Source organism: Rhizobium favelukesii (genome assembly GCF_000577275.2).
In the GTDB taxonomy this organism is placed as follows: domain Bacteria; phylum Pseudomonadota; class Alphaproteobacteria; order Rhizobiales; family Rhizobiaceae; genus Rhizobium; species Rhizobium favelukesii.
This window is the reverse complement of the sequence record NZ_HG916855.1, coordinates 374,841-401,580: the sequence shown is the minus strand read 5'-3', so window position 1 is coordinate 401,580 and position 26,740 is coordinate 374,841. Positions and strand designations below refer to the sequence as shown.

19 protein-coding genes and 3 pseudogenes are annotated in these 26,740 nt (G+C 58.2%); 17 read left to right on the top strand and 5 right to left on the bottom strand.

The genetic code is table 11. The features are described from left to right. Positions 1 to 7 precede the first annotated feature (7 nt). On the top strand, positions 8 to 955 hold the full coding sequence (locus LPU83_RS65355) for an alpha/beta fold hydrolase (RefSeq protein ID WP_374046207.1): 948 nt from the start codon (positions 8 to 10) through the stop codon (positions 953 to 955). On the opposite strand, the gene LPU83_RS65350 is transcribed toward LPU83_RS65355, so the two are convergent. Further along, positions 944 to 1,858, bottom strand: a complete 915-nt coding sequence (locus LPU83_RS65350) for a LysR family transcriptional regulator (RefSeq protein WP_024317164.1) — start codon at positions 1,856 to 1,858, stop codon at positions 944 to 946. The two genes, LPU83_RS65355 and LPU83_RS65350, sit on opposite strands and share 12 nt — an antisense overlap. A gap of 335 nt (positions 1,859 to 2,193) precedes the next feature. Here LPU83_RS65350 and LPU83_RS65345 point away from each other — a divergent pair, with 335 nt between their 5' ends. From LPU83_RS65345 to LPU83_RS65335, 3 genes and pseudogenes are all read left to right on the top strand, one after another. Further along, a complete protein-coding gene (locus LPU83_RS65345) occupies positions 2,194 to 3,162 on the top strand; it encodes a DMT family transporter (RefSeq protein ID WP_024317165.1) in 969 nt (322 codons plus the stop codon). A gap of 115 nt (positions 3,163 to 3,277) precedes the next feature. Further along, a pseudogene (locus LPU83_RS65340) lies at positions 3,278 to 4,028 on the top strand (IS6 family transposase). Between the two features lie 365 nt (positions 4,029 to 4,393). Continuing rightward, a complete protein-coding gene (locus LPU83_RS65335; RefSeq protein ID WP_024317166.1) occupies positions 4,394 to 5,470 on the top strand; it encodes a nucleotidyltransferase family protein in 1,077 nt (358 codons plus the stop codon). Positions 5,471 to 5,662: 192 nt separating this feature from the next. Here LPU83_RS65335 and LPU83_RS65330 read toward each other — a convergent pair whose 3' ends face one another. Continuing rightward, complete coding sequence (locus LPU83_RS65330; RefSeq protein ID WP_051166721.1) at positions 5,663 to 5,983, bottom strand: macro domain-containing protein; 321 nt, start codon at positions 5,981 to 5,983, stop codon at positions 5,663 to 5,665. Between the two features lie 53 nt (positions 5,984 to 6,036). Between LPU83_RS65330 and LPU83_RS65325 the strand changes: the two genes are divergently transcribed. The 9 genes and pseudogenes from LPU83_RS65325 to LPU83_RS65285 all read left to right on the top strand — a co-directional run bounded on the left by LPU83_RS65325 (position 6,037) and on the right by LPU83_RS65285 (position 17,149). Then, positions 6,037 to 6,687 carry an IS6 family transposase gene (locus LPU83_RS65325; protein ID WP_037071065.1) on the top strand — a complete coding sequence of 217 codons (651 nt, stop codon included), beginning with the start codon at positions 6,037 to 6,039 and terminating at the stop codon, positions 6,685 to 6,687. Between the two features lie 360 nt (positions 6,688 to 7,047). After that, positions 7,048 to 7,542 (top strand): YciE/YciF ferroxidase family protein, encoded by a 495-nt coding sequence (locus LPU83_RS65320; RefSeq protein WP_024317167.1) that lies wholly within the window; start codon positions 7,048 to 7,050, stop codon positions 7,540 to 7,542. Between the two features lie 86 nt (positions 7,543 to 7,628). Then, entirely contained in the window at positions 7,629 to 9,767 is a 2,139-nt protein-coding gene (katE, locus tag LPU83_RS65315) for a catalase (RefSeq protein WP_024317168.1), read from the top strand. Positions 9,768 to 10,437: 670 nt separating this feature from the next. After that, positions 10,438 to 11,971: pseudogene (istA, locus tag LPU83_RS65310) on the top strand (IS21 family transposase). A gap of 12 nt (positions 11,972 to 11,983) precedes the next feature. Beyond that, on the top strand, positions 11,984 to 12,739 hold the full coding sequence (gene istB, locus LPU83_RS65305; RefSeq protein WP_024317169.1) for an IS21-like element helper ATPase IstB: 756 nt from the start codon (positions 11,984 to 11,986) through the stop codon (positions 12,737 to 12,739). A gap of 53 nt (positions 12,740 to 12,792) precedes the next feature. Further along, positions 12,793 to 13,466, top strand: a pseudogene (locus LPU83_RS65300) (DUF72 domain-containing protein). Between the two features lie 953 nt (positions 13,467 to 14,419). After that, on the top strand, positions 14,420 to 14,932 hold the full coding sequence (locus LPU83_RS65295; protein ID WP_024317170.1) for a sigma-70 family RNA polymerase sigma factor: 513 nt from the start codon (positions 14,420 to 14,422) through the stop codon (positions 14,930 to 14,932). 481 nt (positions 14,933 to 15,413) lie between these two features. Further along, positions 15,414 to 15,833, top strand: coding sequence for a CopG family transcriptional regulator (locus LPU83_RS65290; RefSeq protein ID WP_024317171.1), 420 nt, complete (start codon positions 15,414 to 15,416; stop codon positions 15,831 to 15,833). Positions 15,834 to 15,862: 29 nt separating this feature from the next. Continuing rightward, complete coding sequence (locus tag LPU83_RS65285) at positions 15,863 to 17,149, top strand: extracellular catalytic domain type 1 short-chain-length polyhydroxyalkanoate depolymerase (RefSeq protein WP_024317172.1); 1,287 nt, start codon at positions 15,863 to 15,865, stop codon at positions 17,147 to 17,149. Positions 17,150 to 17,236: 87 nt separating this feature from the next. On the opposite strand, the gene LPU83_RS65280 is transcribed toward LPU83_RS65285, so the two are convergent. Next, entirely contained in the window at positions 17,237 to 18,358 is a 1,122-nt protein-coding gene (locus LPU83_RS65280) for an AI-2E family transporter (RefSeq protein WP_024317173.1), read from the bottom strand. Positions 18,359 to 19,117: 759 nt separating this feature from the next. Continuing rightward, positions 19,118 to 19,639, bottom strand: a complete 522-nt coding sequence (locus LPU83_RS65275; RefSeq protein ID WP_024317174.1) for a sensor histidine kinase — start codon at positions 19,637 to 19,639, stop codon at positions 19,118 to 19,120. A 597-nt stretch (positions 19,640 to 20,236) separates the two neighbouring features. On the opposite strand from LPU83_RS65275, the gene LPU83_RS65270 reads away from it, so the two are divergent. From LPU83_RS65270 to LPU83_RS65255, 4 genes are all read left to right on the top strand, one after another. Continuing rightward, positions 20,237 to 21,706, top strand: a complete 1,470-nt coding sequence (locus LPU83_RS65270; RefSeq protein ID WP_231052152.1) for an adenylate/guanylate cyclase domain-containing protein — start codon at positions 20,237 to 20,239, stop codon at positions 21,704 to 21,706. Further along, positions 21,657 to 22,871, top strand: coding sequence for an IS701 family transposase (locus LPU83_RS65265; protein ID WP_082321218.1), 1,215 nt, complete (start codon positions 21,657 to 21,659; stop codon positions 22,869 to 22,871). Before LPU83_RS65270 ends, LPU83_RS65265 begins: the two co-directional genes overlap by 50 nt. A 229-nt stretch (positions 22,872 to 23,100) precedes the next feature. Beyond that, a protein-coding gene (locus LPU83_RS65260) for an IS5 family transposase (RefSeq protein WP_112334169.1) occupies positions 23,101 to 23,864 on the top strand; the annotation gives its coding sequence in 2 pieces (ribosomal slippage) (positions 23,101 to 23,416 and positions 23,416 to 23,864; 765 coding nt in all). Between the two features lie 85 nt (positions 23,865 to 23,949). Next, entirely contained in the window at positions 23,950 to 25,290 is a 1,341-nt protein-coding gene (locus tag LPU83_RS65255; protein ID WP_040680878.1) for an IS701 family transposase, read from the top strand. On the opposite strand, the gene LPU83_RS65250 is transcribed toward LPU83_RS65255, so the two are convergent. Then, a complete protein-coding gene (locus tag LPU83_RS65250; RefSeq protein WP_065814349.1) occupies positions 25,273 to 26,619 on the bottom strand; it encodes an IS701 family transposase in 1,347 nt (448 codons plus the stop codon). The two genes, LPU83_RS65255 and LPU83_RS65250, sit on opposite strands and share 18 nt — an antisense overlap. Between the last annotated feature and the right edge of the window lie 121 nt (positions 26,620 to 26,740).

Sequence of the window (26,740 nt, the reverse complement as noted above, 5' to 3'; positions counted from 1 at the left end):
CATGACAATGGGTACCCTTAGAACGCTGTTTGCCACCACCGCGATCGTTTCCTCCATCGCGACCGTGACCCACGCCGACGGCCGCTCGCAGCAACCGCTGGCGAATATCAGCTTTATCCAGATCGACAACGATATCACGCTGAGAAGGATGGTCGTGCATAGTCCCGACCCAAAGGGGACCGTGCTCTTCCTGCATGGCTTCCCGGAAACCATATATGCCTGGAAGGAAGCATCCCTGGCGCTTGCCGACGATTACGAGGTCCACGCTTTCGATTGGCCCGGCTATGGGTTTTCATCGCGGCCGGCGACGGACCGCTTCTCCTATGCGCCGATCGATTACGCACGCGTCCTCGACGGCTATATCGAGAAGGCTCGCATCGACCGATCCAGGCTAACGATCTATGCCACAGATATCGGCGCCCTTCCGGCCCTGTTGCTGGCCCTGGAGAAGCCCGACATTGCACGGGCAATCATCGTTGGCGACTTTGCGCCCTTCGACCGGCCGGACTACATGTATGACAGCCTGCTGAAGCTGAAGGTGAAGCAATCGGCGGCTCAGGCTCGCGAATACTTCAACAACAACAGTGCCGAGATTCTGGAGGACACATTCAGGAGAGGTCTGGCGAAGGAGGCGCAGTTCGAGGTCTCCGCGCAGTTCAGGAAGGACATGGCGGGTGGCTGGTCCCATGGCGCGCTGACAACAGCAGATGCCTTCGCGAGCTACTACGCGCATTTCACCCGGGACCAGGATTATTTCGAGGCCAACCTGGACAGGCTCAAGACGCCGGTAAAGGTGGTCTGGGGTGAGAAGGACCTCTACATCAACAAGGCCATGGGGGCAGAACTAGCCGAACGGATCGGGGCCGAATTCTCGGTTCTCCCGGGCATCGGGCACTATCCGCACCTCCATGACCTGGATCGGACGGTCGAGGAAGTGCGCGCTTCATTCCGCTGACGGCACATCGCCATAGTTGCCGCAAGCCGCGCGAAGTCGGGGCAGGACCCAATCGATGAAAGTGCGCACCTTGAGCGCAAGCAGGCCCTGACGGGAATAGACGATGTGGATCGGCTTGGGATCGCCATCGTAGTCCTTTAGGATCTGCACCAGCGCGCCCGAGGCCATTTCCTCCGGAACCTGATAGTCGAAGAGGCGGGCGATCCCGGCACCATGTCGCGCGGCGACGACGCAGTTGGCCGCCGTGGTGACCTCGATCCGGTTCCGCGGCATCACCTCGAACGGCGCCCCGTCGATCTCGAAATTCCAGAAGAACGACCGGTTGTGGAACATGATTCCGTCGTGGCCGGCGAGCTCGCTGGGATGCTGGGGGGTGCCACGCCGTTCCAGATAGGCTGGGCTTGCGCAGGTCAACAGACGGAATTCGCCGGCCTTGACGGCATAGAGCGAACTGTCGACCAGTTCGCCAAGCCGGATCGCGACATCGACCTGCTCGTTGACCAGATGAACGGTACGATCGATGGAGAGAATGTTCAATGTCACTTCCGGATGCCTGTTCATGAAGTCGAGTGCGATCGGTAGGACGTAGCGGTGGCCAAACTCGATCGGCATCGTGATGGTCAGCAGTCCCCGCGGCGTCTGATACTCGCCCGACGCTCTGCGTTCGACCTCCTCCACGTCGGCGATAATCTTGCGCGCCGCCTCCACATAGTCGCGGCCGGCATCGGTGAGCTGCAGGTTGCGGCTTGTCCGGATAATGAGGTTTGCGCCGAGATAGCGCTCGAGATCGGCGACCTTGCGGCTGACACTCGGCAGCGGCGCATTCAGCTTCCGACTGCCCGCCGACAAGCTGCCGGAGTCAACCACCGCAAGCAGAACCCGCATTGCATCAAGCCGATCCATGACACCCCGCCGACTGGAATCCCCGATGTCGAGGATAAGGGAAATCGGCTCTGCTGAACAGGCGGCACGCCCGTCCGCGTGAATCCAATCCCGATGATGCCGCGATCACCACTTCGAAGCGTTGCACACGCATCGCGACCCCGCGATGCAGCACCGGGTCACGACCCAGGTGATGACCATCGAGAGGGTGGTTCTCATTTTCGCCGGCTACCGACCAGGGCGCGTGGCCGGTAAATTTTCCCCATTCGATCAAGCATTTCACTTCATTGCCAAACGGCACAGTCGGTGCCGCGGAGGCCAGGGCTCGGTGACGCAACTTCAAAAGGGTGAACACTATGGACAGACTTTTCTATGTTGGCGTGTCGGCCGCTCTCTTCGCGGCCTTTGCCTTTTCGCTCAACTTCGTCGTGCCCTTCATCATCGGTGACTATTCCACCTTTGATTTTGCCCTCATCCGTCACATCGTCTCGGCGCTCGTCGGGCTTTACATTCTGTTTTCCGAGAAGGGTGTCATACGCCACATCACGCTTCGGAACTGCCTGCAAGCCATCTGGCTCGCCTTCGTCGGCTATGTCGGCTACTTCCTGACGGTGACCGGAGCGGCAGTCTTTGCCGGCCCGGTCATCGCTCCGGCCTTTCTCGGTCTGGTACCGATCGTATTGATGGTGGCTGGCAATCAGCGTCAGGCATCATTGCCATGGCGATCCCTCATGGTGCCTCTGGCGCTGGTGCCGGTTGGCCTCGTTCTCGTCAATGGCACGGCATTCACGGCCGATGGACTGGACTCTGTGCAATCGTTGTGGATTGGCGTGCCACTGGCTCTTGCTGCCGTGGGACTTTGGGTCTGGTTCGCGCTTGCCAATCAGGCAGCGCTCGCCGCCCGGCCGGACATGCCCTCCGGTGTGTGGTCGGCGCTGATACTGGTCGGCGGCGGCGTCCTGATGCTGGCCTTCTATCCCATCGGTGCTACGATGGACCTCTTCCGCCTTCCGACATTGGGATTCGGCTGGAGCGCTGCCGGAAACCTCTATGTCTGGGGCGTATCTCTCGCGCTGCTGGCCACCGTAGGCGGCGTCTGGGCCTGGAATATTGCGTCAAGGACCCTGCCGGTTGCCTTGGCCGCGCAATTGATCGTCTCCGAGACTGCCTTCGGCGTGATCGGCGGACTTGTCGTGCATGCGCGCTGGCCAACGCCGATCGAAGTCGTCGGCGTTGTTGTCCTGATCGCCGGCGTCGTTCTTTCGGTTCGGATGTTCTATGATCGCCAATTTGCATCGGGAAAGACAGTGCTTGCAAACGAGTGACCCGCTGGACGCAGGGCCAAAACAGGCGCAGGCATCAGAGATGCAATCACGTTCAACGTAGTATTCGCTTTTGACGCAAACATACCGCATCGCCAGTCCAATGCATTGTCCGGCGATGTCACGTTGTCTGCAGCTTAACGGTTGAGGGATAATTGGGCGAGGATGAGCTCGACGACGATCAGTTACAAGAACCACCGCTTTCCACCGCAGATCATCGCCCATGCGATGTGGCTGTACTTCCGGTTTCCTTGAGCCTGCGGTTGGTCGAGGAAATGCTGTTGGAGCGTGGCATTGTCGTATCGTACGAAACGATCCGGCGATGGGGCCGTAAATTTGGGGCGGCTTATGCCAAGCAGTTGCGCAGAAAGAAGCCGTCGCAAAAGGATATCTGGCATTTGGACGAGGTGGTGATGTCCATCGGCGGCCGGAAACATTGGCTTTGGCACGCGGTTGACCAGGACGGCTACGTTCTCGACGAGATCGTCCAGGCCCGCCGCGATACCAAGGCTGCCAAGCGATCGCTGGTCAGGCTGCTGAAGAAGCAAGGCCTGTCGCCGAAGCGCATCGTCAGCGACAAACTGCGCTCATACGGAGCGGCAAGGCGCGATGTCATGCCCGGCGTCGAACATCGATCCCACAAGGGCCTGAACAATCGCGCGGAGAATTCTCATCTACCACTACGAGAACGAGAAAGAATGATGCAGTGCTTCCGATCCGTCGGCGGCTTGCAACGCTTCATCTCGGTCTTTTCAGCAATCAGAAATCTTTTCGTCCCGTCGCACCAGAAACGCTCAGCCCTCGCCACTCACATTCATCGCATCCGCGCAATAGCGCATTGGAAAGCCGTGACCGGCGCAACTGCGTAAGTTCATCGGCAAACGCCTTGTCGGGGATTAAGCGAACAACGTGACATCGCCGTGCAGGCCGATGAGAAGGCCTAACAGCCACCGAACTGACTGAGACGCGTGCAACTTCCCAACCCCGGTTTTCCAGGGTTTTTTTGTTTGTCATAGCCCTGAAGTATCAGGTCGGGCTCTGTTATAAGGTTTTGGCAGAAACTTATAACGTTGACATCAGAGGTGGGAGTTATAAGGTTTTGGCAAACACTTATAACAGCGGGTATTAGATGAGCGGAGACGATTTCGTCAGAAGAAGGCAAGAGCGCATGGACAAGGCGTGGGCCGAGTTTGTCGCCGAGAGAGCCGCCGCACTCCAGAAGGAAGAAATGCCAATGATGAAAGAGATCGACATCAGCTACCGAACGATGTTCGCGGAGCTGGCGCAGCGTACTCTCGACGCGCAATTCGCGGCAGACTTCCCCATGGAGGGATGGTTCGTAACCGTCACCGTGAAGGACCGCGATTACTGGTATTTCGATCTCCCTACTCCCGAGGGAAAGGACAAGCGAAGCTATGTCGGCCCACACAGCGACGAAGCGATCACGGCGCGGGTAAAGGCCCACAAGGAGATCAAGGACAACATCCGGGAGCGGAGGCGCATGGTGAGTACGCTGCGCCGTGCTGGCCTTCCCGGTCCCGATGCATTTGCGGGCGACGTCACGAAAGCCCTCGCTGATGCCGGATTGTTCCGGCTGCGTGCTGTCCTAATCGGGTCGGTGGCATTCAGTACCTACGCAGGGATGCTAGGGGTCCGATTGCCCTCGTCGGCAATGCAAACGGGCGACGCGGATTTCGCGCAAGACTTCGCGATCTCGGCCGGGGTCGAAGACAGCCTGCCTCCGGTGTTGGAAGTCCTCCAGTCGGTCGATCCCGAATTCCGAGCAGTTCCGCACCAGGCGGACAAAGCCAAGGTGGTCGCCTTCCAGAACGCCAAGGGCTACCGGGTGGAATTCCTGACGGGAAACCGGGGATCGGACGAATACACGGGCAAGCCGTCGCCCATGCCTGCCCTCGGCGGTGCGTCGGCGGAAAACCTGAGGTTCCTCGATTACCTGATCTATGAACCTATCCGCACGGTGCTTCTCCACCGCGAAGGCGTGAACGTGCTAGTCCCCGCCCCCGAGCGGTATGCCGTCCACAAGCTGATCGTGTCGTCCAGAAGGCTCACAGACACGCTTGGACGCGTGAAAGCGGACAAAGACCTGACGCAGGCCGCCTTGCTCTTCGAAGGCCTCGTGGAGACGCGGCAGAGCGATGCAATCGCTATTGCGTGGGAAGAAGCATGGGATCGAGGGGATGCGTGGAAAGAGGCTATCGGCAAGGGCATCGCGAGGCTGCCGGAAAAGGGCATCAAAGCCCTCGGAAAGGCTCTCGGTCCCGAAGTGGTGGAAGACCTGGTAAAAAGATAATCGGACCTATGGGAGGCAGGGAGTAGGAACATGACGGCTGTCGGGATCGATTGACATCTACGTGGCGATCCGGCCAGACCTCGAATGGAATGGCCTGCCGATCCACGGTAGCGCTGGCCTACTAGGAGACGCCGAACTTCCTTCGCAACATGCCCACGCTGTTCCGCAGCGGCTGGGGTTCGCCGAGGTCGATCAGATGTGGAGGCTCTGTGAGAGATAGTCGCGGATCTCGAACAGATTGACGGCGAAGCGTTCGGCGTCACCGGGATAGATGACGATCGTGAGTTTGTTGGAGAACACCTTCTCACGAGAGGCGTCCGCGAAGGACTGCGCGATCCTTTCCGCGATTTTCTTTCGAGACAGCGCCACTCGACCCCGACCTGTGCCGACCAATGCGATTGCGATATCCCCGAACTCACCCTGGGTGGCGATATACTCCCACAGACCCTCAAGGGCTGCGTCTATAATCTTCGGCGTCGATTTCGCCGTTCCCTGCGCGTTAAGCTCCGACATGGCAAGAAAGCAGAAGGCCTTTCCCGTGTGTCGAAATTTTCGCAACGCTGCCGATGGGGTATCGCTCTTTCCGGTTTCCGCTCAGCCTACGAATGGTCGAGGATATGCTGGCAGCTCGAGGCATCATGGTCTCTCATCAGACCGTGAGATTGTGGGCGGAGAAATTCGGCAGGCACTTTGCCAATAATATCCGGAAGCGTTCAGCCGGCAGGCTCGGTGACAAATGGTACCTCGACGAGGTCGTCATCACCATTGGGGGAAAGAAACACTGGTTGTGGCGCGCCGTCGATCAACATGGCTTCGTCCTCGACGTTCTGGTCCAAAGCCGCCGTGATGCCAGGGCTGCCAAGCGTTTGATGCGCAAGCTTCTGAAAGGCCAAGCTTCTGCCCCGCGCGTTATGATCACCGACAAGCTTCGGTCCTATGGTGCGGCGAAGCGGGAGATCATGCACGGCGTCGAGCATCGTTCGCACAAGGGCTTGAACAATCGGGCGGAGAATTCTCATCAGCCTATTCGACGACGCGAGAGGATCATGAAGCGGTTCAAGTCAGCCAGACAGCTTCAGCGCTTCGTCTCGATCCATGATCCAATCGCCAACCTCTTCCAAATTCCCCGCCACGAGATCCCATCTCCCCATTACCGCGAGCTGCGAGGGGCCGCGATGCAGATGTGGAGCGAGATCGCCCATCTGCAGGCCGCTTGATCACAGACCTCCTGCCCTACCTTGACCCGACGCCGATAAGTTTACAGTGCCCAGTGAGGCGCCTTGAGCCGCCCTGCCGCATCCATTTTCGGCAGAGACAACCCTACCTAAATCTTGTCGGAGCCGAAAAGCTGTCGAAAAGGCCGAAATCGATGGAACAACGGCGCTGGGTGGCAGTTGTGCCTGCGACCCGGTCGACCCGTGCTCTCTGCATAGGACTGTCTGGCAGTAATGCCGACCGGCTTTCTCTCCTTTGTGGGTTGAGACGACGTCCTGGAAACGGACGTCCATCATTTCTTGCACGGGAACATCCACCATCACGCGGAGTTTCGTGCCCGCAAATGCCATAGGGAGGACACCATGGCTGCCGAAAAGACCCTCAACGACCTTTTCCTTGATACTCTCAAGGACATCTATTTCGCTGAAAAGCAGATCCTGAAGGCCCTTCCCAAGATGGCTCGGGCGGCACAGTCCGAAGAAGGCAAGGGAGGTTTCCTGCAGCATCGCGACGAAACACAGGGACAGATTGAGCGCCTCGTGTTCGAGTTAATCGGCAAGCCAGCTCGTGGCAAGACCTGCGAAGCGATCCAGGGCATCCTCGCCGAAGGCGAAGATATCATGGAGGAATACAAGGGCTCGATCGCGCTGGAGGCCGGCTTGATTTCGGCTGCTCAGGCGGTCGAGCACTGCGAGATTGCGCGCTATGGCACCCTGATCGCCTGGGCCAAACAGCTCGGCCGCAACGAAGCGGTCCCGCTTCTTCAGGCAACCCTTGCCGAAGAGGAAGCCACCGACAAGAAGCTTACCCAACTCGCACAGGCGTCAGCGAATCCCAAGGGCAAGAAAGCCGCCTGAACAGAGGCAAGCCGCCCAGGAAGGCCGGTCCTTCGGGCGGCCTTTTCCTATTTCGACCTCGTGCGACATCCCAAGGGAGCCAAGATATGGCCAAGAAACCTAGAGCCACACAGTCCAACACCGTCACCATTCACGATCAAAAGCTCCACCGCGGCGAAGGCAGCGAGCTCCATCAGTTCGCGGAAGCCGGACAGCCGATTCTCACAACCGCCCAAGGCGGGCCAGTTGCCGATGACCAGAACTCGCTTCGCATTGGTGCGCGCGGTCCCATCGTAGTCGACGACTTCCATTTCCGCGAGAAGATCTTCCACTTCGACCACGAAAGGATTCCCGAGCGGGTCGTCCATGCTCGGGGGTACGGCGCGCACGGATTCTTCGAAACGCATCAATCGCTCGCGGCGTACACCAAGGCGGATCTCTTCCAACGGCCAGGTGAGAGGACACCTGCCTTTGTCCGTTTCTCGACTGTCGCGGGCAACAAAGGATCTGCAGATCTCGCCCGAGACGTTAGGGGCTTCGCGGTGAAGCTGTACACCCAGGAGGGTAACTGGGATCTGGTGGGGAACAATATCCCGGTGTTCTTCATCCAGGATGCAATCAAGTTTCCCGATCTCATCCATGCTGCCAAGCAGGAGCCCGACAGAGCGTTCCCACAGGCACAGACCGCCCATGACAATTTCTGGGATTTCATCAGCCTGACGCCGGAGAGCATGAACATGATCATGTGGATCATGTCGGATCGCACCATCCCGCGCTCCTTCCGATTCATGGAGGGCTTTGGCGTCCATACCTTCCGCCTGGTCAACGCCAAGGAAGAGTCGACCTTCGTCAAATTCCACTGGAAACCAAAGCTTGGCCTGCAGTCAGTCGCCTGGAACGAAGCGGTCAAGATCAACGGCGCCGATCCGGACTTCCATCGCCGGGATCTCTGGCAGTCGATACAGTCCGGCAACTTTCCGGAATGGGAACTGCAGGTCCAGCTCTTCGACCAGGACTTTGCCGATAGCTTCGACTTCGATGTGCTCGACCCGACAAAAATTATTCCGGAGGAAATCCTACCCCCGCAGCCGGTCGGTCGCCTGGTGCTCGATCGTATGCCTGACAACTTCTTTGCAGAGACCGAGCAGGTGGCATTCATGACCCAGAACGTCCCGCCGGGCATCGATTTCAGCAACGATCCGCTGCTGCAGGGCCGCAACTTCTCCTACCTAGATACACAGTTGAAGCGGCTTGGCGGGCCGAACTTCACGCACCTGCCGATCAATGCGCCGAAGTGCCCTTTCGCACATTTCCAGCAGGACGGGCACATGGCGATGCGTAATCCGGTTGGCCGGGTCAACTATCAGCCGAACTCCTTCGGCGAGGGACCTCGGGAGTCGGCCGTCAAAGGGTATCGCCATTTCCCCGCTGAAGAGCAGGGTACGAAGGCGCGGCTGCGCCCGGAAAGCTTTGCCGATCATTACAGTCAGGCCCGGCAGTTCTACATCAGCCAGACATCAGCGGAACAGCGCCACATCGCGGCCGCGTTTACCTTTGAACTCGCCAAGGTCCAAACATCAGCCATCCGCGAACGGATAGTTTCGCACCTTCTGAACATAGATGAGACCCTCGCCTCCACCGTCGCCCACAAGCTCGGTTTCCAGTCGATGCCGAAGCCGGCTGATGCAGCGGTGCCAACTCGCCAGGACCTCCACCCTTCGCCGGCCCTCAGCATCGTCGAGCGTGGGCCGAAACGCTTTGAAGGACGAAAACTCGGCATACTCGTGACCGATGGCGTGGACGCACAGCTTCTGAATGGCCTTGCGGCAGCAATTACAAAGGAAAAGGCCGTCTTCGAGCTAATCGCGCCGAAGGTGGGTGGTGTTACGGCCTCTGACGGGACATGGGTAGAGGCCCACCATATGATCGATGGCGGGCCATCTGTCCTCTTTGACGCTGTGGCTCTTCTCACGTCGTCCGCCGCCATGGACGACCTCGTGAAGGAGGCAACCGCGCGTGACTTCGTCGCCGACGCCTTCCAGCACTGCAAGTTCATCGGCTATCACCAGTCGGCGCTGCCGCTCCTTGAAAAGACTGGTATTGCGGACGCTCTCGACGAGGGCGTCTGGATGCTACCGGGAGACGAGGGCCTTGCTGCCTTCGTCGTCGAGCTTGGCAAGCTGCGAGTGTGGGGACGTGAGCCATCAGTGAAGCTGGGCAAGGCATCGGCGGAGATCAAAGCATGACTGGCGAAGCCACGCACCGTTTCCGCGCCAGCGGCGGCCTCAACAGTCTGGGATAGCCAAGATCTGGCACACGCCGTCGCCACCCAAAATCATCTCGTCCGATCACCCTGGTCGTCGCTGGGTTTGCGAACGGCTCGTTCCAGGGAACTGTCGCTGGGCTGCATGGTTCTCAGAGCAGTACCAACCCCGTCGCAAAGTGTTGCTTGCGGCGGTCGGCGTTGCGGGGAAGGTGAGTTGAAGGAAGTCGAGAGTCGGAGGTTGCGCCGAGCAGAGCGTCGCGAAAAGCAGCGGCAAGCAAACGTCTTGCGCGCCAGTAAAATGCATCATCTCAGGTTCACTAATCCGTCGAGCGCTTCAACGGCCGGACAGGGTCTCTGCCGTCCCATCCACATCGGTTGCTCCGGGTGGTACTACTGGCACTTGAAAGGGAAGTTCTACCCGGCGGAAGTGGCTCCAGACCAGTGGTTTTCCATTTATCAGAACGAATTCGATACGGTGGTGCGGATTCCGACGTGAAGCCGGCCGCCATTCCGATCAAAGACCGGCCACCATTCCGATTTGAAGCCGGCCACCGTTCCAATCAAAGACCGGCCGGTTTTCGGCACTGAAGATTACCTCCTGGGTCAGTAACTTTGGCATCAAATACCTCGCGATGAACGGGGACATTTTGATGCCGGCAAAGAGAAGGCCGACCATGAGACAGTTAAGACAAATGCTTCGGCTTGCCGGAAGCGGGACGAGCTCCCGCGAGATTGCAGTCGCATTGGGAATAGCGCGCAGTACGGTGCAGGATAATCTGCAGCGCGCAGCAGCAATTGGATTGAGCTGGCCGTTGCCGGGCGAACTCACTGACGATGCTCTCGAGAACAAACTCTTCGCTCGCAACGGCATCAAACAGGGCACGAGACGACGCGTCGAGCCCAACTGGGCCGATCTTGCCGTCGAGCTCAAGAAGCCCGGCGTGACGTTGCTCATCCTGTGGGAGGAGTATCGTGGGTCGCACCCCGAGGGTTACGGTTACAGCCGTTTTTGTGAGCTCTTCAGAAGCTTCGAGCAGCGGCTTTCGCCGACGATGCGCCAGGAGCATGCGGCCGGCGACAAGGTCTTCGTCGACTATTCCGGCAAGAAGATCCCGATCGTTGATCGCAAGACCGGTGAGATCCGTGAGGCAGAGATCTTCGTGGCTGTGCTCGGTGCATCCAACTTCACCTTTGCGGAAGCGACCTGGACGCAAACGCTCACCGACTGGATCGGCTCGCATGTGCGAATGTTTCGTTTCTTCGACGGCGTTCCGCGACTGATCGTCCCCGACAATCTGAAGTCGGGCGTCAATCACGCCAGCTTCTACGACCCCGAGATTAACCGCAGCTACGGCAGGATGGCATCCCATTATGGCGTCGGTGTTCTTCCGGCACGGCCAAAAAAACCGCGGGATAAATCGAAAGTTGAGAACGGAGTCCGTTTTGCCCACACCTGCATCCTGGGGCGGTTGCGTAAGCTGACTTTCTTCTCGCTGGCTGAGGCCAATGCCGCTATTGGCCAAGCACTTGATCGCATCAACGATCACCTCATGCGTCGATTGGGTGTTACCCGGCGGCACGTATTTGAAAGTGTCGAACGTGCTGCGCTCGCTAGCCTTCCGGTGAAGACTACGAATTCGCCGAATGGCGTCTGGTCCGTGTCTCGACCGATGATCACGTCGAGTTCAAAAGCTTCTTTTATTCCGTCCCCATGCCCTCATTCGCCAGCAGGTCGATCTGAGAGCAACGGCGCGTACCATCGAGATCTTTCACCGCGGCAAGCGCATCGCCGTCCATCAGCGCCGCTATGGCGGCCCTCGTCATGGAACCGACCCACATCACATGCCCAGTTCCCACCGGCGATACGCTGAGTGGACACCGGATCGCTTTCGGCGCTGGGCCGCATCCATCGGGCCCCAGACAGAAGGATTGGTCATCGCAATCCTTTCCAGTCGTCCGCACCCCGAGCAGGGCTTTCGAACATGCCTGGGTGTTCTGCGCCTGTTTCGCGACATCGACCGCAATCGTGCCGAAGCGGTATCAGCCCGCGCTGTCGAGATCGGTGGGCTGAACTGCAAAAGCATTGCGTCGCTCCTGGCCAATCACAAGGCCGCCCGCCATTCCACCGAACCGACCGCCATCGTCGATCACGCCAATCTGCGTGGCCCTGATTACTTTCATTGAGGAAACAAACCAATGCTGATCAATCCTACCATCGATATGCTGCGCGAACTCGGCCTTTACGGTATGGCCACAGCCTTCCAGGAGCTCGACGCACAATCTGAAGCGCGCGGCCTCGAGCATGGAGGGTGGCTTGCCATACTGCTCGAACGAGAGGCTACCATGCGCGGCCAGAAACGTTTCGAAGCCCGCGCCAGGGCTGCCAAGCTGCGTCATGACGCGCAGATCGAGAATGCCGACTTTCGTGTTGCACGCGGCCTCGACCGTAATCTGTTCATGGCGCTCGCCGGCTGCGACTGGATCCGCAAGCATCATAGTCTGCTTGTCACCGGGCCAGCCGGTGTCGGCAAAAGCTGGCTTGCCTGCGCACTCGGCCACAAGGCATGCCGCGAGGATTTCTCCGTCGCATACCACCGGGTTCCACGGCTGTTCGCCACGCTGGCGCTTGCAAGAGGTGACGGGCGATACGGCAGGATCCTCAAATCTCTCGCCAAGACCGACCTGCTTATCCTCGACGACTGGGGACCGGAAAAACTCAACGATGATCAGCGGCGCGATGTGCTTGAGATCATCGAAGACCGCTACGAGCGTCGATCGACAATCGTCACCAGTCAGGTCCCGCTGGATCGCTGGTGGGAAATTATCGCAAACCCCACGCTCGCAGATGCCATCCTGGATCGCCTCGTTCACAATGCCTATCGCATCGATCTCACCGGTGAAAGCATGCGAAAACAGCGCTTACCGATAGCGGCTGAAACACAGCACGCTTGACCTGAAACAAAACCAGATCCAAACATCAAACAGACCCAGGATCAGTCCGAGAAATGGCCGCCTTCAAATCGGAATCGATGGCCGGCTTCATCGGAATACGCACGGTGGAGTTGAACGCTCCATTCTACTCTTGGCCAACTGTCGCGACCGTCAAAATTTGGTTGCGTCAATCCAGAGCGGACTTCGTCTACACCGTCAAGGTGTGTGAACTCATAACGCATATCAGGCGTTTCGACGGAACAGCTACTCTGATTCGAGACTTCGGTTACATTGCTGATTTGCTCGGCAATCAAATGGGTTGTTTTCTGTTTCAACTACCCCGAGCGTTCGCTACAGTCCGGAGACACTTCGAACTATACTGAGCCAACTTGATCCGAGCCGGCGAAATGTAGTGGAGTTCCGTCACAGAAGCTGGTGGAACGACGATACGTTCGCGCAATTCCAGACGGCGGGAGCCATCTTCTGCTCGTGCAGCGGGCCTAGGCTTCCCGACGAGTTGCTGAAGACAGCAGACGATATCTACATTCGCTTTCACGGCACAACACAATGGTATCGACACAACTACAGCGAAGCGGATCTGCTGGTGTGGGCTGATCGGGTAAAGCGACGTGATGCAAGAACTGTATGGGGATACTTCAATAACGACCGCGGCGGGAATGCTATCAGGAATGCCAAGTCGTTCTTGCAGATGCTGGGCTCGCACCCGGGCCTGGACAACCCCGCATGACCGTGATTGACGCTATTTCGATGATACCACCTCAGTCTGCCGACGGTAGCGATACCGGTTTTTCGGCGAAATGTGCTGGGAACCGCACGTTGAACCTGGGTGTTATCCTGCGTCCGCCTCGTCGAGAACACGATCCTTTACCGGAGTGAGGCGCAACGGCGAGTGCCTTGTCATAGACGTCAGAGGCGGATGTCCCTCCCCTGATCGACAATTGTCGACGCCTGCTCCGCGACAGTATCCTTTGCCGCGTCGGCATCGCTGCGGCTACCGCAAAGGCCAGCACAACCCACAAGCGGTTGATCCCGTCGTCTCGTGACCCATGATGTCCCCGGCATGCATTCCAGGCACGAGCCCCACCATACAGGTGGAGGTCCGATCCGTAGATGGGGCAACGTGTTACTTGATAATCGCATCGCGATCATCCTGAAGGACGGGATTGTCGACCTCTTCGCAACGAATGTCGCCGGGGCCCCTGCCAGGTCAATGCTCTCATGATGGTCTCCGCCGGTCGGTGGCGGTCGGCCGTGAAAAGGCGAACCTGCGGTCGAAAGTTTTGTTCCGACGTCCTTAGACAAACGCGGGTATCCCCTGCGCGGGCTGCAAAAAAACAAAGGCTCTCGACCGGAACTTCCATCAACGGCCGGAACAACACCCTCCCCGTTGGGCAAATATGGCCGACATCACGAGATCTAGGCCAATGGATCACCGCGGATCCGAATTTCAGATGAATCGAGGTGTGAGTTCCGTAGAACTCACCTCGTTTCAGGACCTCCCGCCAGATGGTGGCCGAGGGGATTCCTCAGACCTACTTTTCGCCACCCACGAGAATGGCAAGATTCGTTCGTGGCGCGATCACGTCAAACCCAACCTTTTGGTTCGATATCGGACGGTGGGCAAAATGCCGGAACCACTAGTGCTCGTATCCATTGCGGTTGATGTTCGGAGGAACCGCAATGCCGCAATACGCTTCCCTTCAAGATGACATCGTTGCCCTGCGTCCTGTCATGCAGGCCTTCGCGCATCGCTTCACCAGATCAGATGCCGACGCCGAGGATCTTACTCAGGAAACGATCATGAAGGCCCTCAGCCATCTGGATCATTTCACGCCCGGAACCAACCTCAAAAGCTGGATGTTCACCATCCTGCGGAACCACTACTGCAGCCAGTACAAGCGCTCGAAGCGTTGCCGTCCAGCCTCCGATCTCTCCGACGGCTCCTTCGAGATCCCCGTGCCATCGGATCAGGATTGGCCATTGCGGCTGAAAGATGTTTCAGACGCGATTGATCGCCTGCCCCAACAGTTGAGACAAGCGCTAATGCTGGTCGTGGCCGGGCGCTCGTACATGGATGCTGCAAAGGAGTGCGGGTGCGAAATCGGCACCATCAAAAGCCGCGTCGCACGTGCTCGGATGGCTTTGATGCTGGCTTTGGACGAGGTCTCCTTCAGCGAAGCTGCAACACAATAGAACTGCGACCGCGTGCATCAGGCATCATTCGAGGCTGAGGCCGCTGGGCGTGCAAATGGAAGACCCTCCGCCTCGAGCTAGCAGGCCATCGCACCGAGGCGTCGGGCACCGGAATCCACACCCGTGATCAGGGCCACCTTTCCCTGCAGTCTGCCACTGCCTTTGTAGGAATGCTCCCATGCTCCGGGACCGGTTGCATCGCTCCTGCCGGTGAAAGGGACCGAAGGGTCGGACCGCTGCCTCAAAGGCATAGGATTATCGAGAGAATGGGGAGGCGGATCGATCAGCCCTTGAAGAATCAGAATGATGAGCCAGCCATCTCTATCCAAGCATTACTGGTTAGTGGAGTGACGATAGCACCTGTGACGCCCTCGGATCCCTATGCCTCTCCAAACGCCTGATCATTTTCGAGGTTTATCGTTGAGGCCCTTGTAAAACATCCGGATACCATCCATGTAACATCCATGTGGATGGTAAAAGCATGGCTGACAACGTTTACAAGCTTCGCGACAAAAACAGCGAGTCGGAAAAAATCACGATCAATCTCGGCTATGTCGATCTAGGTCGTATCGACCTTCTCGTGCAGGAAGGCTTCTATTCCAATCGCAGCGATTTCATACGAACAGCGATCCGAAACCAGCTCGCCAGCGAGGGTGAGGCGGTCAAACAGTCAATCATCAAGCAAACGCTGGAACTCGGCCTACGCGACTACAGCAAGGCCGATCTGGAAGCCGTGAAGGCCGCGGGAGAAAAGCTCGAGATCAAGGTGCTTGGACTGGCCCGCATTGCCCCGGATGTCACGCCTGAACTCGCCTTGGCAACAATCGAATCTATCACCGTGCTCGGCGCACTTCAGGCCAGTGCGGAACTGAAATCGACATTGGCCGAACGTATTCGCTAGGCCTGTAGCCCCACCAACGAGGACATTCCATGAACGATGATTTCTTCATTGCCGTGAGGCGGGCGACGTCCTTGACGCGAACCTCGAATATTGCCGAGGCAACCCGCGTGATCCAGGATGCACTTGCTGGCCGTCCCGCCTCCGGCGCTCGTGCCTCAACAGAACCCGACATCGCGGACACTCCTCGGGTGCATCATTCGAAACCTTTTCAGATAGATCCCAACGCCGAAATTATCGAGCCGGGCACACAGCCAGCGACCGGAGCCATGGAGCGGCATGACGGTCTTGGATCCGATCGGTTCCGAAAGCCCCTCGGCGAGACACTGCGCATCTTGCGCGAAGGACGGACGGCCTCTGGCGCATTCGCCTCAATGCCGGGCATAGACCTGCCCGGACTGGCGAAACATGGCCCCTCTCCTGCCGTGCCATCTGGAGCGCAATTTCTGACGCGATCCTATGCCTGCGCGGCCGGCATCCGAAGCTACAAACTCTACATACCGGCATCCGCGCTGGACCAGCCACGTGGACTGGTCGTCATGCTCCACGGCTGCAAACAAAACCCCGACGACTTTGCCACAGGCACCGGCATGAACGCCGTTGCTGAGGTGCATGGCCTCCTCGTTGCCTATCCCCACCAGACAGCATCGGACAATCCCTCATGCTGCTGGAACTGGTTCAGAACTGCTGATCAGAAGCGCGATGCTGGGGAACCCTCGATCATTGCAGGAATTACGGCGGAGATCATGGCGGAATTCGACCTCGATCGGAACCGGGTCTTTGTTGCGGGCCTGTCGGCAGGCGGCGCGATGGCCGCGGTTATGAGAGAGACGTATCCTGATCTCTACGGCGCCGTAGGCATTCATTCCGGACTAGCCTATGCTTCGGCAAGCGACGTCATGTCGGCTTTCTCCGTCATGCGAGGCGAAGCATGTCTCATATCTGAACCGAAACCCCGTTACCGCTCCAAACCAGAGGTTCGCACGATCGTGTTTCATGGAGGTGCGGACCGCACGGTCAATCCTTCCAATGCTGAGCGGATAGTCGCGGCCGCCATTCCGCCAGAGCCCAACTCCACAACACAAACGCACACCGGCCGCTCCGCTGGTAAGCGCGCCTATACGAGGAAAATTGTTACAAATGCGCAGCGGCTCCCGGCGCTGGAATATTGGTTGGTCGAGGGCGCCGGCCATGCCTGGTCCGGCGGTGATGCCGGCGGATCGTACACAGACCAGGACGGGCCAGACGCAACAAACGAGATGGTGCGCTTTTTCCTCGAACCCAGCAACGCTTCGCAGGAAAATGTGGCCGCTAAGTAGCTCGAACTAGCGGTGCGCGAGCCTCGCCGCATCCAGGAAAGGATCTTCCAATCGCTCGGCGCACATCGCTGGCAGCAAAAAGCGTAACTATTCGTCACCGCTGAGAAAGTGCCCGATGGCGGCAAGCGGCCGTATTCCATCGCAGACGATTTTGGTGATAGCCAGCATCGGCACCGCGAGGATCGCTCCGGGCACACCCCACATCCAGAACCAAAAGATCAGCGCTATGATAACAAGCACAGGATTAAGGGTAAACCGCCGGGCGAGGAGCAGCGGGGTGACAATCTCGCCCTCGACGATGTGGATCGCAAAATAAAGTGCTGCCGGCAGAAGAGCCAACCACAGTGTGTCGATCACCAAAAGGCCGGCCAGCAGAAAAATCCCGACGCCTAGAAGAGGCCCCATGATCGGGACGTAGTTGAGAAGGAAAGCTGCGACACCCCACAGAACCGGATCACCAAGGCCGGTCAGCCACATGGCAATCCCTGTGGCGAGCCCGACGGCAGCATTCATAAGGGTGATGGTGACGAGATAGGCAGAAATGTTCTTCTCGACATCCTGGGACAATTCCACGACCTGCCGCTTTTCCTTGAAATTGGGGAGAATTTCGACGGCCCGTTTCAGGAATGTGCTGCCTGATACTAGCAAAAAGAACAGGATGACGATCGTCTCGAAGAAGCTGGCGGCAAAGTGGGTCGTGCCCGCGAAGAGCGTCGCAGCGATCGTTGAACCGGAGCCGGTGTTCGATCCCGATCCTTGTTGCATGAAGCCGTCAATCTTGTGCAGAAATGTTTGCAAAGCCTCGACGGGTTCGTTCAGGAACTTAAGGCGCTCCTGCAATCGGGGAATGCCTTCGGGCAGTTTCGCAGCCCATTCGGTCGCCGGACCAGAGATCGCAGCGCCGATGCCAACGATGGCTCCGAACACCAGCAGAATGAGCACGAGGGCCGCAAGGCTTCGCGGAAGACGAAGTTTCTCCAGCAGCCGCATGCCCGGCTGAAACAGAAGTTTGAGGACCAGGGCCAACACGATCGGAAGTACAATTTCCGATGCCAGATACGCCAAGCATAGAACGGCGAGCGCCACTAATATTGCAAGCAGCACAACAATTGGATCGGAAGGAAGATCGAGAGATCTGACCCGCATGTCTGCGACGACCTCTAGCTCTTCTGTTGGGACAACCAATTCGGTCTTGTCATCGATGACCATGATGCTCTCCCTTTGACCGCACAAGCCTCAGCCGGGTGTTTCCGGCCACGGAATAATTTGAAGAAGCGCCCGGCGCGATCAGAAAAGTTCGGAGAGGCCGAACAAAGGCAAAAAAGCTCAGGAATTGTTCACCCCCTGTTTGCCGCTTTTATGGCTCTGCTCGCCGGCCTTGAGAGTTGCTCGTGAGAGCTGTCCTTCCGGTGGTTCCGCTTGACGATGGCATGAGTTCCTCCATTGAAGAGATCGGATGGATCTTTTTAGCAGAACCAGAATGGAGGTTAACTGTTCCGGTTTTATCCGCCGCACCGCGAACAAATCGATCGTGGTCACAGACGGCGTGTGCCCTAGCCGGGGAACTTCATTTTCCGGGAGATCCCTGAGCAAACTCGTCAAACTGGCATGGATATGACGCCGCCGAAGTGCCGTTGAGATTAGAGAGGGATTGATGGAAACGCCCGCGCTATTTCGTCCGCAAGTTCTCCTGCGTCGTAGGGTTTACGCAAGGCCGTTTCATGACGATAACCGTCGATAAGACCATCGCTTCCGTAACTGGTCGCTAACACAAACGGAATGCCGCGTTCGTACAGAACCTGTGCGACGGCGAAGGATGAGGTGCCGGCCAGATTTACATCAAGCACGGCGAAATCGATCTCACCGGTACGGGCAAGATGGAGCGCTTCGTTGATGCGGCTGGCTGACTAGAGCACTTGATGCCCCAATTCCGTCAGCAAATCTTCAAGGTGAAGGGCGACCAAGTATTCATCTTCGACGATCAGAATCCGGATTGCTGTCTGGTTGGCCGCCAAGGTCCTTCAGCCATTCTGCCGACCGGCAGGGGTGCATCGATCGTGCAGACGACACCGGCGGGTCCGCCGCCAGCGCCCGCTCGATTAAGCGCGAACCGAAGCCCTTGTGTTTCGGGGGAACGACCTTCGGTCCCCCGTTCTCGGCCCAGTGCAGAATTAGGCGGCGCTCGTCGCCTTCGCCTTCCATCGCCCAAACGATGGAGACATGGCCGTTTTCGGTGGAAAGCGCTCCATACTTCGCAGCATTGGTGCACAATTCGTGCAGCGCCATGGCGAAGCCCAACGCGGCGCTCGGCGCAAGCTGCAGGTCTGGACCTTCGATGTGGAAGCGGTTTTCGCCACCCGCATGTGGCTTGACGGTGTCGGCGATGATCTCCGCCAGGTTTGCACTCGCCCAGCTTTCGCGAGTCAAAACGTCATGCGCCTTTGCCAGGTTGATCAGCCGCGACCCGAATGCATCGCGCGCTTCCTCCAACGTCGAGGCGTGGCCCCGTCCCGATATTGCCTCATCCCACCATCGCGAACTCCGAGACGGCGCTATGCAAACATGGCGGCAAATCGCACGCCTTCAATCCGCCTGAACCCCGCAAGCATTGCACTGACTTGGCTGTCGAATGTTAAGTTTACGATGGCGTCTGAACGCCCCAATCGATCATGCTGGCAATTTGGTCGTAGGGTTTGCCCGTCAGCATCTGCAAGACGAAAACGCCGCAGCCATCATCCCTTGGACATTGCGTGACAAAATTAAAGCGGACCTGACCGGCTGCGGGTTGTGTCAATGCTCAGTTCCTTAACTCAATTCCATAATGCACAGCATCAGCACCACGGAACTGGTAGCTCCGAGTTGGAGCTGCCTCCCATAATGGAGACTGTTGGGTCGGCAGAGTGGCGCTTCTGAAGCGCTAAGCGGGCGGCGACGACTGGCGGCCTAACGATTCGCCGTGACCGAATCGGTGCTTCGACTGTGGGGATGTGGTAGTGTCACGGTGCAGCCGTTGAGCAATGGTGGCGGATGACCCAGAGGCGATTGCAGGCGATCATGGCTACCGACATTGTCGGATACTCGCGGCTGATGGAAGCCAACGAGGAACAAACGCTTGCCGCTCTCGCACGATTGCACGGCACCATACTAGCAACCGAAATCGGCTCGCGCGGAGGGCGGATCGTCAAGCTCATCGGCGATGGCGTTCTGTCGGTATTTGATACCGCGAGCGAGGCGGTGTCCTGTGCCATGAACATCCAGAAGCTTCTCGGGAGCGAGGCCGAACTGAGGGTCTGCCAAGAACAAATCCGCTTGAGAATTGGTATCAACCTTGCGGAAGTCGCCGTGATCGAGGGTGACATTTTCGGCGAAGGGGTGAATGTGACCTCCCGTCTTGAGCGGGAAGCGAGTTCGGGGGGCATCTGCATCAGCGATGCCGCATATGCTCAGGTTAAAGGAACTGCGCATTCACTATTCAAGGACGGGGGAGATATTCGACTGAAGAATATCGCCAAACCGGTCCATGTTTGGCATTGGCCTCAGGCTCCCGTTCCGCGAGCCTCCGGCAGACCGGTCGTAGCGGTGTTGCCCTTCCGAAACCTAAGGGAAGCTGATGATCAGCCATTTGTTGCCGATGGTTTCACAGAAGACATCATAGGAGGTCTAGCCCGCTTTCGAAGTCTATCGGTGATCGCAGCCGCTTCGTCGTTCGCGGCCCAGGACTTGTCCGAAGATACAACCGAGGTCGCTCGGAAATTGGGCGCAACCTATCTCGTCACGGGCGATCTCAGGCTTGCTGGAGGTGTGATCAGGGCAACCGTCCGCTTGATCGAGGCGGCGAACGCTCGGCTCATCTGGTCGGAGAAATATGACCGCTGTGCCGGGGATATCTTCGACATCCAGGACGAAATCGTCAGAATGCTCGTCTCAAGTCTGGTGGGTCAAATTCACAACATCGATTACCAGGAGTCGTTTCGTAAGGCACCCGACAATCTCGAGGCTTACGAATTCTACCTGCGTGGCCTCGCGCATCTTCGAGGGTATGAATCCGATGACAATCTCAAGGCCTGCGAGATGTTCGAAGCTGCTGTCCATCGCGACAACGGGTTTGCTCTCGCCCACGCTTATCTCGCTCTGTCGCAAATCGCGGTACACGGATACGCCAAGGCTCCGCCTGATGTGCTTCGAGATTGCACTTCCCTTGCGAGAAGGGCCGTTCTCCTTGATGAAGCAGAGTCAGGTTCACACCGCGTGCTCGGTCTCGCCCTTCTATATTTGAAGGACTTCGATGGTGCGGAAGGGGAGCTTCGACGGGCATGCGCACTCAATCCAAGCGACGCGAACGCCGCCGTTCAATTGGGCGGACTCCTGGCGCGGCGCAACCGCGTTGAGGAGGGTGTTCGATGGATCGATGAGGGTATGCGGCTCAATCCATTTCCGCCACACTGGTATTATGCCGTGCTAGCATTACAGTTGCATATCTATCTGTGGTCTGAATCTATGGGTCTCCATGATTCGGAGGTCATGGATGACAGGTGCATCAATCGAGACGACGCTTGAGCTTTGGGCATCATCGTTGCGCGACGTGAAGGCTCGCATGCGCAGACTGTTTACGCAGGAGCGAGTTGCAGCCTCTGCGAACCTTTTCCTGGACGGCTTGCTGGGTGACGAGCGGCGTAAGACAGGTTGGATGCGTGCTGAGGCGGCCGGTGATCCCGGCCCGTGGCGGCAACAAGCCATTCTGGGGCGCGGGCGCTGGGACGCGGACGCACTTCGCGACATCGTGCGAGAGTATGTCGTAGAAAACCTCGCCACGGATGATGCGGTCCTGGTCATCGACGAGACGGGCTTCCTCAAGCAGGGCAAGACATCGTGCGGTGTTGCACGTCAATATACAGGTTCGGCTGGCAAGATAACGAACTGCCAGATCGGTGTGTTCGCCGCCTATGTGTCCGTTCGCGGTCATGCCTTTATCGATCGGGCCCTGTACTTGCCCAAAAGCTGGACCGGCGATCCGGCAAGGCTGGCAGCAGCTCATGTTCCTCAGGCTACAGCCTTCGCTACCAAGCCAGGCCTGGCTGTCGAGATGATACGGCGTGCGCTGGCAGCCGATGTGCCGTTTTCATGGGTGGCCGCAGATGCGGTCTATGGCGTCGGGGACGTTGAAGGGACCCTGCGTCGAGCCTGCAAAGGCTACGTTCTTGGGGTTAAATCGGACCACCATTTCGGCTCCTGGTCGGGTAAGCCTCCGGTCGCCGGCACAGCGCAGGAGATCGCCCGTGATCTCGATTCAAGTGCATGGCAGCGTCTTTCCGCCGGTGAGGGCACCAAAGGCGCGCGGCTTCATGACTGGGCCTACTGTGAACTCGCCGATCTCGATGCCGACGAATACAACGAGACGACATCAGGGCTTTGGACCCGTGGCCTCCTGATCCGGCGCAATATCAGCGACGGTGATCTCGCATTCTTCACCACATGGTGCCTGGCCGGGACGGACATCCAGACGCTCGTTTCCGTTGAAGGCCATCGCTGGGCGATCGAAGACAGCTTCGAGACCGCCAAGAACGAGCTCGGACTCGATCACAATGAAACCCGGTCATGGCATGGCTGGCATCGCCACGTCTCCCTCGTCATGCTTGCCTTCGCCATGATGGCGGTGATCCGGTACCGCGCCAATGACGCGACGCCCCCAAAAAGACCGCGGATGCCGACCATCAGGATTTGATCCGCTGGTCTATCCAGGAAGTCCGGCGCATCGCCATCAGACTCGCCCAGCGTCGCATAAACCCCGCCTACGTCATCGCATGGTCATGCTGGAGACGCGCCCATCAGGCGGCCGCTCGACGAGCTCATCTCAAAACTAAAATGCAACTGTAATGCTAGGGCGTAAACCCATTAATGTTCTTGGCGTTTTGCGTGCCTCGTGATTCAAGGCTTCCGAATGAGGAGCCATGATGACACGCCGCCGCTACGAACTCACGGACCAGGAATGGTCGATTATTTCGCCACTTCTTCCCAACAAGCCGCGCGGCGTTCCCCGTGTCGACGACCGACGGGTGTTGAATGGCATCCTTTGGCGCTTCCGAACAGGCTCTCCTTGGGCGGAAGTTCCTGAGCGGTATGGGCCGCCAACCACCTGCTACAACCGCTTCGTCCGCTGGCGGAAGGCTGGTGTCTGGGATCGGCTTCTTGAAGCGGTTTCAGAAGCTTACGATGGCGACATCGTCATGATCGACTCGACCTGTGTTCGCGTTCACCAGCACGCGGCCACGGGAAAAAAGGGGATCAAGACGATGGTGGCATGGGACGTTCCCGCGGCGGGCTCACGAGCAAAATCCACGCGCTCGTCGATGCTGAAGGTCGGCCCGTCACGCTCCGTCTGACCGGCGGGCAGATTGCTGATTGCACTGAAGCCGATGCGCTGACTGACAGCCTCGGCGAAGGCGACATCCTGCTTGCCGACAAGGGCTATGACAGTAACGCCATCCGGGCTAAGGCGGCCGCGCGCAAAGCCTGGGCCAACATCCCGCCCAAAGCAAATCGGACGGGCTCCTTCTCATTCTCGCGCTGGGTTTATCGGCAGCGAAACCTCGTGGAGCGGTTTTTCAACAAGATCAAACAGTTCAGAGGTATCGCCACACGCTACGACAAGCGCCCGGAAAACTATCTCGCCGCTGTCAAACTTGTCGCGGCGCGGATCTGGTGTCAGAGTTTATGAGTCGACGCCCTAGCACTACTTTGGCAGATTAATCCTCGGTTAACGATGATCGGCCATCTTTGACACTTCAACAGGGGTGCGAAGGATGGCAGAGCAGGATGTTGCACTGACGGAATGGCTGAAGCCGTTCGTTGAAAAGCTTGGCCACAAGAAGCGTCGGCAGATGTGCCCGATCTATGTTTCTGGCCTGATCGGGCCGGGAGATCGCAAGAGTATCGAGCCGATGGCGGAGCGCCTGGCACCTGATCGCTACGACCGCCTGCATCATTTCATCTCGGATGGCATTTGGGACGCCGGTCCGCTTGAGGCGGAATTGGCGGTGCAGGCTGACAGAATAGTCGGGGCTTCGGATGCTTTTCTGGTGATCGATGATACAGCTCTTCCGAAGAAGGGCGATCATTCTGTTGGGGTCGCACCACAATATGCATCGATGCTAGGCAAGAGAGCCAACTGCCAGACGCTGGTGTCATTGACGCTGGCACGCGACGAGGTTCCTGTTCCCGTTGGCCTGCGGCTGTTCCTGCCCGACAGTTGGACCAGTGATCAGGATCGGATGGCAAAAGCCGGTGTTCCCGAGCTATTGCGCATATCCCGCACCAAACCGGAGATCGCGCTTGACGAGATCGACAGGCTGATTGCCGCGGGCGTGCGGTTTGGCACCGTGCTTGCTGACGCAGGTTACGGTCTGTCGGCCGCTTTTCGCCAGGGTTTGAGTGCGCGGGATCTCACCTGGGCGGTCGGCATTCCCAAGCATCAGAAGGTGTATCCCCATGATGTCGCATTGATCTTTCCTGTTGCTGGCCATGGACGACCGCGCAAGCATTCAATCCCCGATACGCTGTCGACAGCAGCCGAAACGATCCTTGCGGCATCGACATGGAAGACGCTCAGCTGGCGGCGCGGCACCAAAGGTCGATTGGTAGCGCGCTTTGCTGCCGTCCGCATTCGAATTGCGGATGGCAGTCCGCAGCGTATCCTCGACAAGGGACAGCAGCATATGCCGGGCGAGGAAGCCTGGTTGGTTGGCGAGTGGCGCTCAAACGACGAACGCAAATATTATCTGTCCAATCTGCCGACCGCGGCGACATTGAAACAACTCGCGGCGGCCATTAAAGCTCGTTGGGTCTGTGAGCAGGCTCATCAGCAGATGAAGGAAGAACTCGGCCTCGATCACTTCGAAGGCCGATCATGGCAAGGCCTCCATCGACACGCACTGATGACCATGATCGCTTATGCCTTCCTGCAGCATCAGCGCCTATACAAGGCAAAGCGGGAAAAAAGGAACAGACGCGGCCCGCCTAAACCGACACTGCCAGCTATCCGACGCGCCGTCATAGCCGCGCTCTCAAACCACCATCCACCACAACGATGTCCACACTGCCGTATCAGGTTCCAAATGACCCCAAAATCAATTCTGCCAAAGTAGTGTTGATTTTGGGGTCATTTGGAACCTGATACGGCAGTGTGGACATCGTTGTGGTGGATGGTGGTTTGAGAGCGCGGCTATGACGGCGCGTCGGATAGCTGGCAGTGTCGGTTTAGGCGGGCCGCGTCTGTTCCTTTTTTCCCGCTTTGCCTTGTATAGGCGCTGATGCTGCAGGAAGGCATAAGCGATCATGGTCATCAGTGCGTGTCGATGGAGGCCTTGCCATGATCGGCCTTCGAAGTGATCGAGGCCGAGTTCTTCCTTCATCTGCTGATGAGCCTGCTCACAGACCCAACGAGCTTTAATGGCCGCCGCGAGTTGTTTCAATGTCGCCGCGGTCGGCAGATTGGACAGATAATATTTGCGTTCGTCGTTTGAGCGCCACTCGCCAACCAACCAGGCTTCCTCGCCCGGCATATGCTGCTGTCCCTTGTCGAGGATACGCTGCGGACTGCCATCCGCAATTCGAATGCGGACGGCAGCAAAGCGCGCTACCAATCGACCTTTGGTGCCGCGCCGCCAGCTGAGCGTCTTCCATGTCGATGCCGCAAGGATCGTTTCGGCTGCTGTCGACAGCGTATCGGGGATTGAATGCTTGCGCGGTCGTCCATGGCCAGCAACAGGAAAGATCAATGCGACATCATGGGGATACACCTTCTGATGCTTGGGAATGCCGACCGCCCAGGTGAGATCCCGCGCACTCAAACCCTGGCGAAAAGCGGCCGACAGACCGTAACCTGCGTCAGCAAGCACGGTGCCAAACCGCACGCCCGCGGCAATCAGCCTGTCGATCTCGTCAAGCGCGATCTCCGGTTTGGTGCGGGATATGCGCAATAGCTCGGGAACACCGGCTTTTGCCATCCGATCCTGATCACTGGTCCAACTGTCGGGCAGGAACAGCCGCAGGCCAACGGGAACAGGAACCTCGTCGCGTGCCAGCGTCAATGACACCAGCGTCTGGCAGTTGGCTCTCTTGCCTAGCATCGATGCATATTGTGGTGCGACCCCAACAGAATGATCGCCCTTCTTCGGAAGAGCTGTATCATCGATCACCAGAAAAGCATCCGAAGCCCCGACTATTCTGTCAGCCTGCACCGCCAATTCCGCCTCAAGCGGACCGGCGTCCCAAATGCCATCCGAGATGAAATGATGCAGGCGGTCGTAGCGATCAGGTGCCAGGCGCTCCGCCATCGGCTCGATACTCTTGCGATCTCCCGGCCCGATCAGGCCAGAAACATAGATCGGGCACATCTGCCGACGCTTCTTGTGGCCAAGCTTTTCAACGAACGGCTTCAGCCATTCCGTCAGTGCAACATCCTGCTCTGCCATCCTTCGCACCCCTGTTGAAGTGTCAAAGATGGCCGATCATCGTTAACCGAGGATTAATCTGCCAAAGTAGTGCTAGCATTACAGTTGCATTTTAGTTTTGAGATGAGCTCGTCGAGCGGCC